Origin of the sequence: Vibrio salinus, from assembly GCF_021272385.1 — a bacterium.
GTDB classification, from domain to species: domain Bacteria; phylum Pseudomonadota; class Gammaproteobacteria; order Enterobacterales; family Vibrionaceae; genus Vibrio; species Vibrio salinus.
The window spans coordinates 1,056,787-1,071,130 of the sequence record NZ_JAJSDZ010000009.1; the positions used below are offsets into that span (position 1 = coordinate 1,056,787).

At 41.7% G+C, this 14,344-nt stretch carries 14 protein-coding genes; 10 read left to right on the forward strand and 4 right to left on the reverse strand.

The genetic code is table 11. From position 1 onward, the window contains the following. Positions 1-373: 373 nt before the first annotated feature. Positions 374-1,762, forward strand: a complete 1,389-nt coding sequence (locus LRQ06_RS13155) for a peptide MFS transporter (protein ID WP_232767015.1) — start codon at positions 374-376, stop codon at positions 1,760-1,762. A 3-nt stretch (positions 1,763-1,765) separates the two neighbouring features. On the opposite strand, the gene LRQ06_RS13160 is transcribed toward LRQ06_RS13155, so the two are convergent. Both LRQ06_RS13160 and LRQ06_RS13165 read right to left on the reverse strand, forming a co-directional pair. Then, on the reverse strand, positions 1,766-2,500 hold the full coding sequence (locus tag LRQ06_RS13160; protein ID WP_232767017.1) for a DeoR/GlpR family DNA-binding transcription regulator: 735 nt from the start codon (positions 2,498-2,500) through the stop codon (positions 1,766-1,768). Between the two features lie 27 nt (positions 2,501-2,527). Continuing rightward, complete coding sequence (locus tag LRQ06_RS13165; protein WP_232767019.1) at positions 2,528-3,241, reverse strand: glycerophosphoryl diester phosphodiesterase; 714 nt, start codon at positions 3,239-3,241, stop codon at positions 2,528-2,530. Positions 3,242-3,472: 231 nt separating this feature from the next. Between LRQ06_RS13165 and ugpB the strand changes: the two genes are divergently transcribed. The 5 genes from ugpB (at position 3,473) to LRQ06_RS13190 (ending at position 8,486) form a co-directional block, all read left to right on the forward strand. Further along, positions 3,473-4,780, forward strand: coding sequence for a sn-glycerol-3-phosphate ABC transporter substrate-binding protein UgpB (gene ugpB, locus LRQ06_RS13170; RefSeq protein WP_232767020.1), 1,308 nt, complete (start codon positions 3,473-3,475; stop codon positions 4,778-4,780). A gap of 64 nt (positions 4,781-4,844) precedes the next feature. After that, a complete protein-coding gene (gene ugpA, locus LRQ06_RS13175) occupies positions 4,845-5,726 on the forward strand; it encodes a sn-glycerol-3-phosphate ABC transporter permease UgpA (protein ID WP_232767197.1) in 882 nt (293 codons plus the stop codon). Next, on the forward strand, positions 5,726-6,574 hold the full coding sequence (ugpE, locus tag LRQ06_RS13180) for a sn-glycerol-3-phosphate ABC transporter permease UgpE (RefSeq protein ID WP_232767021.1): 849 nt from the start codon (positions 5,726-5,728) through the stop codon (positions 6,572-6,574). The genes ugpA and ugpE overlap by 1 nt, the downstream gene beginning before the upstream one ends. A 3-nt stretch (positions 6,575-6,577) precedes the next feature. Next, positions 6,578-7,684, forward strand: a complete 1,107-nt coding sequence (locus LRQ06_RS13185; RefSeq protein ID WP_232767022.1) for a sn-glycerol-3-phosphate import ATP-binding protein UgpC — start codon at positions 6,578-6,580, stop codon at positions 7,682-7,684. Further along, complete coding sequence (locus LRQ06_RS13190; protein WP_232767023.1) at positions 7,677-8,486, forward strand: HAD-IIB family hydrolase; 810 nt, start codon at positions 7,677-7,679, stop codon at positions 8,484-8,486. The genes LRQ06_RS13185 and LRQ06_RS13190 overlap by 8 nt, the downstream gene beginning before the upstream one ends. Here LRQ06_RS13190 and pdxR read toward each other — a convergent pair. Then, positions 8,472-9,914: a MocR-like pyridoxine biosynthesis transcription factor PdxR gene (gene pdxR, locus LRQ06_RS13195; protein WP_232767029.1), complete on the reverse strand. Its 1,443-nt coding sequence runs from the start codon at positions 9,912-9,914 to the stop codon at positions 8,472-8,474. The genes LRQ06_RS13190 and pdxR overlap by 15 nt on opposite strands. Positions 9,915-10,328: 414 nt before the next feature. On the opposite strand from pdxR, the gene LRQ06_RS13200 reads away from it, so the two are divergent. The 3 genes from LRQ06_RS13200 to LRQ06_RS13210 all read left to right on the forward strand — a co-directional run bounded on the left by LRQ06_RS13200 (position 10,329) and on the right by LRQ06_RS13210 (position 11,921). Further along, the gene (locus tag LRQ06_RS13200; RefSeq protein WP_232767031.1) at positions 10,329-10,763 is read left to right on the forward strand and encodes a GNAT family N-acetyltransferase; all 435 of its coding nucleotides are present in this window, start codon (positions 10,329-10,331) and stop codon (positions 10,761-10,763) included. A gap of 68 nt (positions 10,764-10,831) precedes the next feature. Then, the gene (locus LRQ06_RS13205; protein WP_232767032.1) at positions 10,832-11,038 is read left to right on the forward strand and encodes a hypothetical protein; all 207 of its coding nucleotides are present in this window, start codon (positions 10,832-10,834) and stop codon (positions 11,036-11,038) included. 184 nt (positions 11,039-11,222) lie between these two features. After that, positions 11,223-11,921: a 2'-5' RNA ligase family protein gene (locus LRQ06_RS13210; RefSeq protein ID WP_232767035.1), complete on the forward strand. Its 699-nt coding sequence runs from the start codon at positions 11,223-11,225 to the stop codon at positions 11,919-11,921. A 61-nt stretch (positions 11,922-11,982) separates the two neighbouring features. Here LRQ06_RS13210 and LRQ06_RS13215 read toward each other — a convergent pair whose 3' ends face one another. Continuing rightward, positions 11,983-12,861: a DMT family transporter gene (locus LRQ06_RS13215; protein WP_232767036.1), complete on the reverse strand. Its 879-nt coding sequence runs from the start codon at positions 12,859-12,861 to the stop codon at positions 11,983-11,985. A gap of 166 nt (positions 12,862-13,027) precedes the next feature. Between LRQ06_RS13215 and LRQ06_RS13220 the strand changes: the two genes are divergently transcribed. Beyond that, positions 13,028-14,302: an HD-GYP domain-containing protein gene (locus tag LRQ06_RS13220; RefSeq protein ID WP_232767038.1), complete on the forward strand. Its 1,275-nt coding sequence runs from the start codon at positions 13,028-13,030 to the stop codon at positions 14,300-14,302. Positions 14,303-14,344: the final 42 nt, after the last annotated feature.

Here is a 14,344-nt window from a genome sequence, read left to right on the forward strand (position 1 = left end):
TCAAATCCATTCTTTTTGTGAATGTATTTCTTCCTCTTATATATTCTTATTATTTGTAATATTTCAAATTATTGCCCATATTTAAAATTTTATTTTGAATATATAGTTGGTTGCCAAAATAAATATTCATTATATTTAATATAAATAGTTAATAATTTTTAGTTGTTTCTTCTGATTGTTTTTGTTTTTTTATTTTAAAATATTGATTTTAATGGCTTTATCTTTTATTTTGTTTTTAATATTTATTTTTATCTAAAAAATACATATTCATTGGTATAAAGATCTGCTTGTATTTGTTAATTTAGATCATTTGTTTGTATTTTGTGTAAAGAGTAGGATTTGGAACCTTTTGGTTCAATATCTAAAAAATACAATGACAAATACACATCAAATTTTAGGGCATCCCAGAGGCCTGTTTCTTCTTTTTGGTACTGAGTTGTGGGAGCGATTTTCCTACTATGCAATGAGAGCAATTCTTGTTTTGTACTTAACTGATACAACAATTCATGGCGGTCTTGGTTGGACGGAAAAAGAAGCACTCGATTTATATGGAATTTATACTGGGCTTGTCTATATCACTCCTCTGATCGGTGGTTGGTTGGCGGATAATTATCTGGGTCAGAGAAAATCCATTTTGATCGGCGGTACCCTGATGGCTATCGGTCAGTTTACTCTTGCCCTGCCTGTTGGTTTTTTGGGTTTAACGGTGGTTCACGGTTTTGTGCTTGGACTGGTATTTCTGATTGCCGGTAATGGATTTTTTAAACCGAATATTGCAACAATGGTTGGAGATTTATACGAAGAGGGAGATCACCGCCGGGATGGTGCGTTTACTATTTTTTATATGGGAATTAACCTTGGTGCTCTGATTGCTGGAATTATCGCCGGAGCAGTCACCAACGAATTTGGCTGGAAAGCGGGATTTGTTGCCGCCGGGATCGGCATGTTAATCAGTGTCGTATTACAAATGACTCTGGCCCAGCGTTGGTTGGGTGACATCGGTCGAGTACCATCAGCTGTCAGTGATGCAAATCAAAAGCACCAAACAAAATCCACGCCTCTGACAAAAGAAGAAGTCGATCGCCTGAAGGTGATTTTGGTGATGGGGTTATTTGTCATTATTTTCTGGGCGGGTTTTGAGCAGGCCGGTGGTCTGATGAATTTATATACCCAGCAATATACTGATCGTATGGTGGGCAATTTTGAAGTGCCAACAGCCTGGTTTCAGTCATTGAATCCATTTTTTATTATTACCTGCGCGCCAATTATTGCTGCCATCTGGGTAAAACTGGGTTCGAAGGAACCTAATTCTCCGGTGAAGTTTGCGATGGGACTTTTCTTTTTAGCAATCGGCTTTGTCTGTATGGTCGGCGCCGTACTGGAGCAGGGGGGGGATGTGACGGTTAAGACTTCCATGTTGTGGCTGGTCGGTGCATTTTTCTTTCACACCATCGGTGAACTGTGTTTGTCTCCAATCGGCTTGTCTATGGTGACCAAACTGGCTCCGCTCAGACTGGCCTCTCTAATGATGGGGGTGTGGTATGGTTTTAATGCTGTTGCAAATTATGTTGCCGGTTTGATTGGTGCTCATGTCGGCGAGCTGGGTGCATTATCTATCTTTGGTGGCATTGCGGTCACTGCGATTTTGAGCAGTATTATTCTGTTGGTATTTTCCACTAAGCTTGTTTACTGGATGCATGGTGCAGAACAACCTAAGACTTCCGTTGATTCAGAGAATCCGCTAAATACTCAGGAAGCATAAGCATCAGTCTGAAGTAAATACCCTATCAAACCGATCTAATCCGGCAACTTTAGCATTGGCTTTTCGTTGCCATTTAGAACGATTTGCAACCAGCCATTTTTGCTGACAATTGGCGAGGATGGCCTGGCTGACATTGGCTTCCCGCAATTCATACTCCATGGCCGTTTCTTTGATAGGAGCACCTATATCACTGCCTGTGGGATATTCTCTGACGGCTGCACAGCCAATAATGCCGATGTCAGCAAAATAACGGCTGAATAAATTTGTGACACTTTCGCCGACAATATCGCCGTCATTGGATCGTATTCGTCCTTCCGGAAGCCAGATTTCTGTGTTGTTGTACTGCGACAGGGTGTAGGCGGCTTCGAAATTATTGGTTACAACTCTTAACTCTTTATGATTTAAGAGTTTTTCTGCAATAAAAGCAATGGTGGTACCAATACCTAAGAAAATAGTGCTGCCGTCAGGAATTAAGCGGGCCACTGCTTCGGCAATTTGTTGCTTTTCTGCCTGGCTGGTTCTTTGCCTGGAAAGAAAACTCCGGTTACTTAATGTGATGGGAAGGCCAACACCACCATGGTGACGACGTGCAAGGCCAAGAGTACAAAGCTGATTGATGTCCCGGCGAATAGTCTGGGTTGTGACGCTGAAAAGAGCGGACAGATTCTCAATCGTGCAATATTCATTTTGGTTAATACATTGGAGAATTTTTTCCTGACGAACAGATAAATTGTGCATGTGGCACCGGTTTTTTAACGAAGAAAGTTAATGGGCATAACGATCTGGGGTATCTGTGATCATCATATCTACACCCCATAGCCAGTAGTTTTGAACGTCCATAGGATTGTTAGGTGTGTAGCAATAGAGCTGATAACCTTTTCTCTTGATTTCTCTTGCCTGATGTTCCGTTAAATAACGGTAATCACAGTGGACACTGTAGGCATCCAGTTTCTTAAGTAATGTAAAGGCATCCCCGGGTATTTCCTGCCACAATAATCCCCGTCTGATTTCAGGAAGTATCGTTTTAATGTGTTGTAATGCTTTAATGTTAAAGCTTGAAAACAGAATTTGTTCCGGCGGAATCTTTACCGCACGGATAACTCTGGCAATTTGCTGACAAAGCAATTGCTCGTCATCGAAAGGATAGGGCTTCAGTTCGATGTTCAGTGACGTGTTGCTTGATTTAGCAATCAGCAACACGTCCTGTAAAGAAGGAATAGTTTCATTGGAAAATTCATCACTGAATCCATTTCCGGCAGAAAATTGTCTGAGTTGCTTCAGGGTATGATCCGACACTTTCCCCTGACCGGATGTACAGCGGCTCAGCTCCTGATCATGGATCACCACGGGGACATTATCTGCGCTAAGCTGGACATCTAATTCTATCCACTGACATCCAAAGTCGATTGCTTTTTTAAATGCGGCAAGAGTATTTTCCGGTGCCTGACTTGAAAAACCCCGATGTGCCATGACTCGCATATATTCTCTCCCTAAAGATCTCAGCTGAATAAGAGAATTCCAGATGATTATGACAATTTTATTTCATTAAAATGAATAATATACAGTTTCGGATAAGTTCATTTATTTGTCATTTCGCCGTCATTTTTATTGCGTAATTTTCATTTGAACGCACATTGAGCGAATTTAAATCGAAAACGAATATTCGCTTGAGACTTAAATCTTAACGAAGACATTTCAGGGATATTTAGAATGACGCTTAAACAACTTGTCGGTCTGGCTGTTGCTGCAACTCTGGTGAGTTCTCCAGCCTTTGCTAAAACAGAAATTCAGTGGTGGCATGCAATGGGTGGTGCACTTGGTAAAAAAGTGGATGAGATTGCGGCAGATTTTAATGCCAGTCAGAATGAATACGAGGTGAAGCCTGTATACAAAGGGACTTATGCAGAGACAATGACAAGTGCCATTGCGGCTTTTCGTGCCAAGGAACAACCTGCGATTGTTCAGGTGTTCGAAGTAGGTACAGCAACCATGATGGGGGCGAAAAAGGCTGTGTACCCAGTCTATAAGCTGATGAAGGATGCCAAAGAACCTTTTAATCCGAATAATTATCTTTCTGCGGTTACCGGGTACTATACAACGAACGATGGAAAGATGCTTTCTATGCCATTTAACAGTTCAACGCCGGTTTTGTATTACAACAAAGATATGTTTAGAAAAGCCGGTATTACTCATCCGCCCAAAACATGGGATGACATGGGGGATGTGTCCCGGAAGTTGCTTAAATCCGGTGCGAAATGCGGTTTCACCACAACATGGCAATCATGGACTCAGATTGAGAACTTTGGTGCCCGTAATAATGTTCCGATGGCGACAGAAAATAATGGTTTTGGTGGACTGGATACTCAATTTGAATTCAACAGCAAACCATTTGTCGATCATATTTCTCAAATGGCTAAGTGGTCAAAAGAAGGCATTTATAAATATGGTGGTCGCCAGTCAGAAGGAATGCCGTTGTTTTATACTCAGGAGTGCGCGATGAGCATGGGGTCATCAGCGGGGCTTGCCGGTATAAAAGAAAATATGAAAGGTATCGATGTCGGCGTTGCCCAGTTACCTTATGACTCTCACTTGGTGAAAGAACCTCAAAACACGATTATAGGTGGTGCATCGTTGTGGGTATTGAGAGGTCATTCGAAAGAGGAATACAAAGGGGTCGCAAAATTCTTTAAATATCTATCCAGTCCTGCAGTTCAGGCCGACTGGCATCAGTTTACCGGTTATCTTCCAATCACTAAAAAAGCTTACGAGTTAACCAAACAGCAGGGATTTTATAAGAAGAACCCCGGGGCTGAGGTTGCCGTGATTCAGATGACTTCTAAGAAACCAACGGCCAACTCTAAAGGCATTCGTTTTGGTAACTTTCTTCAGACCCGTGACATTATTAATGAAGAGTTAGAAGCGGTCTGGTCAGGAAAAGAATCCGCTAAAACGGCACTGAATAATGCGGTTGTCCGCGGCGATAAACAATTAAGACGTTTTGAACGTACTCAGCAATAAGTTTTTCACTTTCCCGGCGGGTCAGAATGACCCGCTGTTTTGATTAAGTTACTGAAATATTATGATCTCATCTCAGGTTATATTTAAGCATCGCTGGTTACCGGTGATACTACTGATGCCTCAATTACTGATTACGTTTATTTTCTTTTTGTGGCCGGCCGGTCAGGCGATTTTTCAGTCAACACAACTGGAAGATGCTTTTGGTATGAGCAGTGAATTTGTTGGAGCTGAAAACTTTTTGCGTTTGTTTACCGATATTCATTATCTGGAATCGTTCGGAACCACATTTGTATTCAGTATGACCGTTTCATTTCTTGCTCTGATAAGTGCTTTGGTTCTGGCCTGTGTTGCGGAAAATATTGTCCGTGGAGCGTTAGCTTACAGGACTCTGCTTATCTGGCCTTATGCTGTTGCTCCGGTGGTTGCCGGTGCATTATGGCTGTTTATGTTCGATCCGACGATTGGTGTGATCAGTGAAGGACTGAAATCTCTTGGTGTTGACTGGAACCCCAAGTTAAACGGTACGCAGGCATTAATTATGATTGTGATTGCCTCAACCTGGAAGCAGGTGAGCTATAATTTTTTATTTTTCCTTGCGGCGCTTCAGTCGGTTCCCAAATCTTTGCATGAGGCTGCGGCGATAGATGGCAGTGGACCTGTCCGCCGGTTTCTGACCATCAGTTTTCCTCTGATTACACCCACGGGTTTTTTTCTTCTGGTAGTAAATTTTGTATACGCATTTTTTGATACGTTTGCGGTTATTCATGCCATGACTCAGGGTGGCCCGGGTAACAGTACGTCCACTCTGGTTTATAAAGTGTATAACGATGGGTTTCTTGGTTTGGATATGGGGTCATCGGCCGCTCAGTCGGTCATTCTGATGCTGATTGTCGGTGGGCTGACAGTGATTCAATTTAAATACGTTGAGAAGAAGGTGACCTACTGATGGTAGAAAGGCGATCTTTATTCCGGCTGTGTTGCCACCTGATTTTGATTCTGGGTATTGTTTCCGTTGCATTCCCGGTGTGGCTGGCGGTGGTTGCTACTACTCACGAAAATGGTGAATTTGCGACGGGAGCACCGCTCTGGTTTGGGCATTTAGGGTTCGATGTTTTCAGGCAGTTATTTCATTCCGGGGAAAAAGTAAATAACTCAGATTTTCCGTTAACATTGATGTTAACGAATTCACTGATTATGGCTTTATGCATTACGGTTGGGAAACTGATAATTTCCATTTTGTCTGCATACGCCGTGGTGTTTTTTCGCTTTCCCGGGCGAATGCTGGCTTTCTGGATCATTTTCTTTACGTTGATGCTTCCGGTGGAAGTAAGGATTATGCCGACATTTGAAGTGATTACTAATCTGCATATGTTGAATTCTTTTTATGGCCTGACGATTCCTCTTATTGCCAGCGCCACAGCGACCTTTTTATTTCGCCAGTTTTTTATGACGGTACCGAACGAACTGGTTGAAGCGGCCATTATCGATGGTGCCGGCCCCTGGCGGTTTTTCTTTGATGTTTTGCTGCCATTATCGAGAACGAATATTGCGGCGCTGTTTGTTATCACTTTTATTTACGGCTGGAACCAGTATCTGTGGCCATTATTGATTACTACCGATATTCATTATTACACCATTGTGATGGGAATTAAGCAGCTACTGAATGTGAATGACGGTCTTGTGGAGTGGAACAAAATTATGGCAATTACACTCATTGCCATGTTGCCTCCGGTACTGGTCGTGATTGGAATGCAAAAAGCCTTTGTTAAAGGCCTAGTTGATTCGGAGAAATAGCAGATGGCTACGTTAACGCTAACCAATATAAAAAAATCCTATGCCAATGGCTTTCAGGCTATTCATGGCGTTGATCTTGATATTGATGATGGTGAAATGGTTGTGCTTGTCGGGCCAAGTGGTTGTGGGAAGTCAACATTATTACGCATGATTGCCGGACTGGAAGAAATCAGCTCTGGTCTGCTCAAAATTGACTCACTTCAGGTTAATGATATAGAGCCAGGTAAGCGGGACATTGCCATGGTTTTCCAAAATTATGCGCTTTACCCTCATATGTCGGTTTTCGATAATATGGCTTATAGTCTGAAAAACCGGAAGGTCCCGAAAGATCAGATCAAAAAAATGGTCCGGGATACCGCTAAAATGCTGGAGCTGGATCATCTTCTGGACCGGAAACCAAAGCAGTTGTCCGGTGGACAACGCCAGCGGGTTGCAATGGGAAGAGCCATTGTCCGCTCACCAAAAGTATTTTTATTTGATGAGCCTTTGTCTAATCTGGATGCAAAATTGCGGGTTCAAATGCGTCTGGAAATTAAAAAATTACAACGTCGTTTAGGAACAACTTCTGTCTACGTGACTCATGATCAGGTCGAAGCGATGACGTTGGGAGATAAGCTGGTGGTACTCAACAAAGGCAATATAGAGCAGGTTGGTACACCAATAGCGATTTATCAGAAACCGGCTTCTTTGTTTGTGGCGACATTCATTGGGGCTCCTGCGATGAACATTTTAGATGCAGACATAATGGCAGACAGTATTGCGGTGGGTGCGTCTCATATTCAGCTATCAACAAACTGGTGGAATTTGGGTAATGTAAAATTAGGTATACGCCCTGAGCATATCCAAATTGTCGATCATGCACCAACGACACACGTTGAAATTGAAATGATAGAGGCTTTAGGTGCCGATCATCTTTTGTATTGTCGACTGAAAGACCAAACTAGCCAGCCATTGGTTATCCGGGCTCAAGGGGAGCAGCAGTTTGAAGTCGGGGACACACTGGGTATCCGGGTAGATTTGGCAAATTTACATTTGTTTGATCCGGAAAGTGGCCGGCGTTTGCCTTCGCCATCGTATGCAGAGCAGGAAAGTGAGATCGTGAATGGTTAAAACAATTCATCAACTTACGGCAGAAGAAGCGAAAAAGATCCAGTGGTTGCTGACGGATGTAGACGACACATTAACATGGCGGGGGCGACTTCCTCCGGAAACACTTTCGTCACTTGACCGTTTGCACCGCTCCGGTATTCGCGTCATTGCCGTCACCGGTGCCTGTGCCGGATGGTGTGATCACATTGCCAGAGTATGGCCTTTACATGGTGTGATTGGTGAAAACGGTGCATTTTGGATGCGCAGAAGTGATGATGGATTTTTTACCCGCTACGCGTATCCACTTAAAACAATGAGTATCCATCAGATAAAATTAAGAGAAAAAGTGACCGGGTTGCTGCAGGATTTTCCCGGTGTTGATTTTGCCGTTGATCAACCTTACCGAATTTGTGATGTAGCAGTTAATCTAAGTCAGGATAGAAAGCCTGTGGAAAAACACATTGCTCAGGAGTTAGTAAAAAGAATCAAACATCTGAACATTGATGGTGAGCCGGTTAATGCGATGATGAGTTCAATTCATATTAATGCTTGGGTTGGATCGCATTCCAAGCAAAGCAGTGGTGAGAAATTTTTGAGAGAAATGCTCAATAGTGATGATTTTGATCTGGAGACAATTACTTACGTTGGTGATTCTCATAATGATGAATGTATGTTTCAGTGGCTTCCGTTAACATTTGGTGTGAATAATATTTTGCCTGTGTTAGATGATTTAATTTATCAGCCCGGTTATATCACTGACCGCAACGGTGGCTACGGGTTTTCTGAGTTAGCTGAAACGTTAATGCTGCTACGAAGAAGCTGAAGAGTTGGCGTCTAACCGATAGAATAACCGGGCCAGATCCGCAATATTTTCATCGATGTTTTCTAATTCAGCATTGCCAAAGCCCAATATCGCGCCTTTCCAGCTTCGCTGAGTTGGGTAGCTTTCATATTCGGATAATGGTTTCAGAGTAATCATATGGTTTTTAGCGTGCTCAGACCATGTGGATTCTGCAATGTCTTTTTCCCATATAATAGTGACATGCAGCCCTGCCGGTTGGCTAATGACTTTGATATCCGCGCCAAAGTGATAATTGAGACTGTTTATTATCATTTGGTGTTTTTCCTGATACAGACGACGCATTTTTCGGATGTGTCTCTGTAAATGTCCTTCAGTCAGGAATTGAGTAAGAGCAAGTTGATAAGTGGTTGCCAGCTCACCACCCATTGCCTGTTTTATCTGACAACATTTTGTGATCAAAGATGAAGGAACGACCATATAGCCAAGTCGTATGCTATTGAACATAATTTTACTGAGCGAACCGATATATATGACGTTGTCCGAGTATCCGTATTCGTGAGCTAACCCCTGTAAGCTTGGATAGGGCTGATGCGCAAACTGAAACTCACTATCGTAATCGTCTTCAATGATAAAGCTATTTTTTCCCGATGCCCATTCAACTAATTCAAGACGCTGAGTAACAGGCATTGTCATCCCCAGAGGATATTGATTACTTGGGGTAACATATACAGCTTTTGCCTCGCTGTCGGTCAATGATGTCAGATTCCAGCCTGAATCTTTATCGATTTTAACCGGTGTGTTTTTCATATTAAACAGTTCTATAACCGAGCGGACACTGGTGTAGCCGGGGTCTTCAAAAGCAACTTCTCCTCCGTAAGATGCGGTTGCCAGTAAGGCTGTGGATATTGCCTGCTGAGCGCCATGAGTGATAATGACCTGATCAGGAGAACAGTAAACACTCCGGCTGGAAGAAATGTAGTTTGCAATGGCATTCCGAAGAGAACTTAACCCCTGAATGTTACTGTAGCCCAGATAGCTCCGACGTTGTCCGTGTTGATGAACCAGTTTTGACCAGCGTTTAACCGGAAACTCTTCCAAATCGGGAACACCCGGTGCAAATCCCCGTTTCATCGTTTCATTAACCGGGAATCCGTTTTGGTCAGGTTTAATATTTTCTCCGACATAAAATTGTTCCGGTAAGTTGACAGCTACATAAAATCCAGAGCCAACCTGGCTTTTAATGTAACCTTCAGCAACGAGTTGTTCGTAAGTGGCAACGACGGTATTTCTGCCAATAGCAAGTCTGGTTGCCAGCTCTCTGGTTGATGGTAATTTAGCACTACTTTTCCAGAGGCCGGAAACGATTTTATTACGAATAGCGTTAAAGAGTTTTTCTTGTTTTGTATGTCCCTGTTTTGTCAGGGTTAAATCACCAATATCAATAATCAAACTGGTGCCACTGTATGTTATAAAACGACTCTTAGGTAGAGTATCAATTTTCGTTTAGATGGAAAAACAATTTCTTATCAAACATTCATATAAGATAATGAGACAATGGATAAACGTCAGAATGTTTAAAAGTAAATGATAAAATTGAAAGTTTCAAAATAATTGAAATACAATATCCAATTTTATCAAAAATGCCTATTTTTCTTGCACTTATTCGCAAAAATGAGTTTCCATCAATTTAGACCATCAGAATGACTGGCGATATAGTATAAGAATGAGTAAAGTGCTTACTCTGTTGTATTGGTTTATCTCTTTCAGAGCTAAACAAGTAGTTGTTTTTACATAGAACTGATTTTGGCATGAGATATTTGGATAACAATAATAATATGGCCTGCCATTACCTGAGGAAGATACATGTTGACGATCAGAGAAATGGATATATCGGATTATGATTCTGTGATCAAGTTATGGAGCGATACGGAAAACCTTTCGTTACGGGATGCTGATTCCAGAGAAAACATTAAGCAATATCTGAAAAGAAATTCCGGATTAAGTTTTGTGGCTGAGTGGGATAAAGAGATTGTTGGTGCCGTATTGGTTGGAACGGATGGAAGACGGGGGTATTTACAGCATCTTGCTGTTGCTCCGGAATACAGAAAGCAGGGAATTGGTCAGGCTTTAGTAGGGAAGACCATTCAGGCACTAAATAATATTGGTATAGCGAAAACACATTTGTTTGTACTGAGCGATAATGTGGGAGCGCAAAGTTTTTATCAGAGCTTAGGCTGGTATCCCCGTGATGAAATTCGTATGTTTTCGTTTAATAGTTCCGTTAATCTCAATATTTAGTTACAGTCATAGATATTGTATATATGAATTAATTAAAAGAAGAATGCCTTATAGGCCCGGAGATAAAAATGAGTGCAGATTTTAGCGTAAAAGCATTAGTAGCAGTGTTATGTGAGTTGGAAAAAGAAGGGGCTGATGTAGAAGCTTTTGCACAGAAAGTTAAAGCAGGCATTATGGGTGAGGAAACGTATTCTCCATCCGGAATGGCAAAGAAACTGCAAGTTGCTGATGTTATTGATCAGGCAATTGAATACACAAAAAAATATTCAAATTAGTGGTGTTTCCCTTTCATTCCTGAGTACCCGAATTCGGGTGCTCTTTCTCTAAAACTATATATTCAGTCGGTCGGTTATATTATTATTTTTACTCAGAAAGTTTCATAAAATTGTGATATTAATATCATCCGTATTTGGTTTAATTTTAGATGTAGACTAAAGAAATGAGAATATGGAGATTGACATGATTTTTTATTCATTAAATGAATTGATGAAAATGTGGGGTACAAGGCTGGGACTGTTACTGATGGGGTGCCTTTGTTTTCAGGCATCAGCAAAAGATCTTAGTATTGATGTTTTTGCAATTCCTTCTCAACCGGTGAAAGAATTGGTAGCGCACACCAGTCAGGCATTGAAATCAAAGGGAATGACCAGTTTTTATGAGAAAGGGATGCCGGTTCATGTTACATTGTATTTAACGGAATTTCCTGAAGAATCGATCTCAAAAATAAAGCAGTCTGTACAAAATCTTGTGAAAAAGACAAAGCCGTTTCCATTAGTTGCGGACGGGATAACGGTGACCAAGGGAAACTGGGTCTTTATTGATATTCAGCGTAGTCAGGCATTGCAGCGTTTGGCTGATCAGGTCACAATGGCAATTGAACCGTATCGTGTAATGAATCCTGAATTACCTCAATGGGTAAAAAAATACCCTGGAAAGCTGGCGGCTTTTGAACGTTATGGTAGCCCGAATGTTTTCCAGAATTTTCAGCCTCATCTTACATTATTGGCTGCAGAAAAGAGTCCTAATCTTCCGGCATTTGAACAATTGATGAAGAAGCAACCTCCGAAAGCAAATGGAGTGGTAACCGGGTTAGGCATTGGTATTACGGATAAATGGGGTCAGCAGAAAGACGTTTTGGCGACTTATATGTTCCGCTAATCTGCTTTTTCCGGGAGTGCTCATTTCAAACACTCCCGGTTTTGATATTTATCTGAATTTTTTATCTTTTTTGTCCGAATACATTAATTAAGGCTCCGGATATAATTAATCCACCTCCCAAATAGGTCCAGATTGATGGAATCTCATTAAATACCCAAACCCCGATTAATCCGGAAAAGACAACCTGAATGTAAGAATAGGCTGAGGCTTTTCCTGCTGCCTGAGTTTGCATCGCTTTGGTTAATCCGTACTGGCCAAATTGCGTACAGATACCAATAAGCACCATTAAGATAAGGACGTGCATATCCGGAATAACAAAATCATGACCGATCAGTAATACCGAGACAGGAAGTGCGATTAACGGGAAGTAAAAGATGATAACCGAACTGTCTTCTGTATTGCTGAGTTTTCTGACGATAACATAAGCGATAGCGCTTCCGAATGCACCTAATATGGCAATACCGACGCTCATAATAGGTAATTGATAAGATGAGTCAGACTCCATTCCGGGTAAGACCATTACGGTTAATCCGGCCAGACAGAAAACAATGCATATGATTGTCGGAATCTGAATTTTTTCTTTCAGAAAAATGACCGCAAGAACAGCTGTAAAAACAGGATGAACGTACTGCAGGATGGTGGCAGCGGCAAGCGGAAGCGTTGTGACGGAATAATAGACACACATCAACGCAATGGTGCCGACAGTCCCTCTTGCCAGAAGTAGTTTCTTATTTTTCCCCCAGACAGAAATTCGTTTTCTTTTGACATCCAGATAGCTGATGATTAATGAAACGAATGCTCTGGCAGCAACAATTTCAAAAAGCGGAATATCGTGAGTTCCCACTAATTTAACGAAGGCCGTCATTAATGAAAAACCAAGAGCAGAGAGCAGCATGAAGCGTACTCCGACGGGAATAAGAGTTTCGAAACGGTTAGGCATAGTAATATGGGTAAGAACAATCAGGGGCAGTAATGTATCACATTCTCATAAAAATAGCAGGATGTAATAAGCGGACGGACCGTGGACAAGCGTATTTATAGAACAGAGCATTGTTATGAAACTGAGCTATTATAAATAATAAACGTCAGAATTTGGATACGGAAAAATGGATCAGGCATATAAGTTAAATGTTGATTTACGTCAGATGATTTTGGCTATTGAAACAACAGTTTCTCTGGTGGGAATGAATGATACGAATCATGGGAAACGGGTCGGGTACATTGCCAGTGAGATCGGGGCAGAACTTGATTTTAGTGAGCCAGATATTCAATTCGCTTTTGAACTGGGGATGCTTCATGATTGCGGGGTTTCGACAGAGCAGATGCATTCAAATCTGGTAAATCATTTTGATTGGGATGGCGCAGATACGCACTGTAAAATTGGTTACCGGCTTCTTCATATGTTTGAACCTCTTTCTAAGTTTGCAATTCCAATTCTTTATCACCATACCCCATGGGAAGAGTTACAGACACTGGATATTAGCAATTATGATAAGCGCATGGCGAATCTGACCTTTCTTGCTGATCGTATTGATGTTCTGGCTGCCTCACATTATGGGACCGACATTTTACTGGCCAGAGCTGATATTGTGGATGCGGTTGTCCGGTGTTCAGGCCGTTATTTTAATCCTGAATTTATCAGTGCGTTTTTAGATATTGAATCGAGCGAGGCTTTCTGGATTTCGCTGGAGGACCGGCATATTGCTCGTTATACCTGGGATATGGGAAGTGTACCCGGTAATCAAATGTTATCTTTGGAGCAAATAAAGCATTTGTCTTTGATTTTAGCCTATATTGTGGATCAAAAGAGCCACTTTACTACGCAACATTCGGTAAGAGTGGCCGATCTGGCAAAATATATATCTTCGATATTTGGCTTGCCTGAAGAGCGTTGTGACAAGATAGAAATTGCCGGCTTATTGCATGATTTGGGAAAGCTTCATGTCCCGGATGATATTCTCGAGAAAAAAGGACCTTTGGATAAAGAAGAACGATCTGTAATGAACCGACATAGCTATGAAACTTACGAAATACTTCGGCATATTGATGGATTGGAAGATATTGCTCGGTGGGCGTCTTATCACCATGAAGGGCTAAATGGAATCGGATATCCGTTTCATCCGGAGAAAAGGGATTTAAGTATTGAAGCCCGGATTATTTCAGTTGCCGATGTGTTTCAGGCGTTAGTCCAGGATCGGCCTTACCGGAAAGGCATGTCTCTGAAGCAGGTTACTGACATTCTGACCGAAATGTCGGAATCTGAAAAACTGGATAAAGAGATTGTCAGCCGTGTTATTAATGCCGGTGAGTCGTGTTATGCGGTTGCTATGGGGTCGGATCCGAATAAAAATCAGGAATATATGCGTTCTATCTCTTCATAAAAAAACAAGTCCACGGTTACCGTGGACTTGCTGTATAAGAGG

What these genes read in the sequence shown, in the direction of transcription:
- LRQ06_RS13155 (WP_232767015.1), top strand. Translation starts at nt 374, where the DNA reads ATGACAAATACACATCAAATTTTAGGGCATCCCAGAGGCCTGTTTCTT.
- LRQ06_RS13160 (WP_232767017.1), bottom strand. Translation starts at nt 2,500, where the DNA reads ATGCACAATTTATCTGTTCGTCAGGAAAAAATTCTCCAATGTATTAAC.
- LRQ06_RS13165 (WP_232767019.1), bottom strand. Translation starts at nt 3,241, where the DNA reads ATGCGAGTCATGGCACATCGGGGTTTTTCAAGTCAGGCACCGGAAAAT.
- ugpB (WP_232767020.1), top strand. Translation starts at nt 3,473, where the DNA reads ATGACGCTTAAACAACTTGTCGGTCTGGCTGTTGCTGCAACTCTGGTG.
- ugpE (WP_232767021.1), top strand. Translation starts at nt 5,726, where the DNA reads ATGGTAGAAAGGCGATCTTTATTCCGGCTGTGTTGCCACCTGATTTTG.
- LRQ06_RS13185 (WP_232767022.1), top strand. Translation starts at nt 6,578, where the DNA reads ATGGCTACGTTAACGCTAACCAATATAAAAAAATCCTATGCCAATGGC.
- LRQ06_RS13190 (WP_232767023.1), top strand. Translation starts at nt 7,677, where the DNA reads ATGGTTAAAACAATTCATCAACTTACGGCAGAAGAAGCGAAAAAGATC.
- LRQ06_RS13200 (WP_232767031.1), top strand. Translation starts at nt 10,329, where the DNA reads ATGTTGACGATCAGAGAAATGGATATATCGGATTATGATTCTGTGATC.
- LRQ06_RS13205 (WP_232767032.1), top strand. Translation starts at nt 10,832, where the DNA reads ATGAGTGCAGATTTTAGCGTAAAAGCATTAGTAGCAGTGTTATGTGAG.
- LRQ06_RS13210 (WP_232767035.1), top strand. Translation starts at nt 11,223, where the DNA reads ATGATTTTTTATTCATTAAATGAATTGATGAAAATGTGGGGTACAAGG.
- LRQ06_RS13215 (WP_232767036.1), bottom strand. Translation starts at nt 12,861, where the DNA reads ATGCCTAACCGTTTCGAAACTCTTATTCCCGTCGGAGTACGCTTCATG.
- LRQ06_RS13220 (WP_232767038.1), top strand. Translation starts at nt 13,028, where the DNA reads ATGGATCAGGCATATAAGTTAAATGTTGATTTACGTCAGATGATTTTG.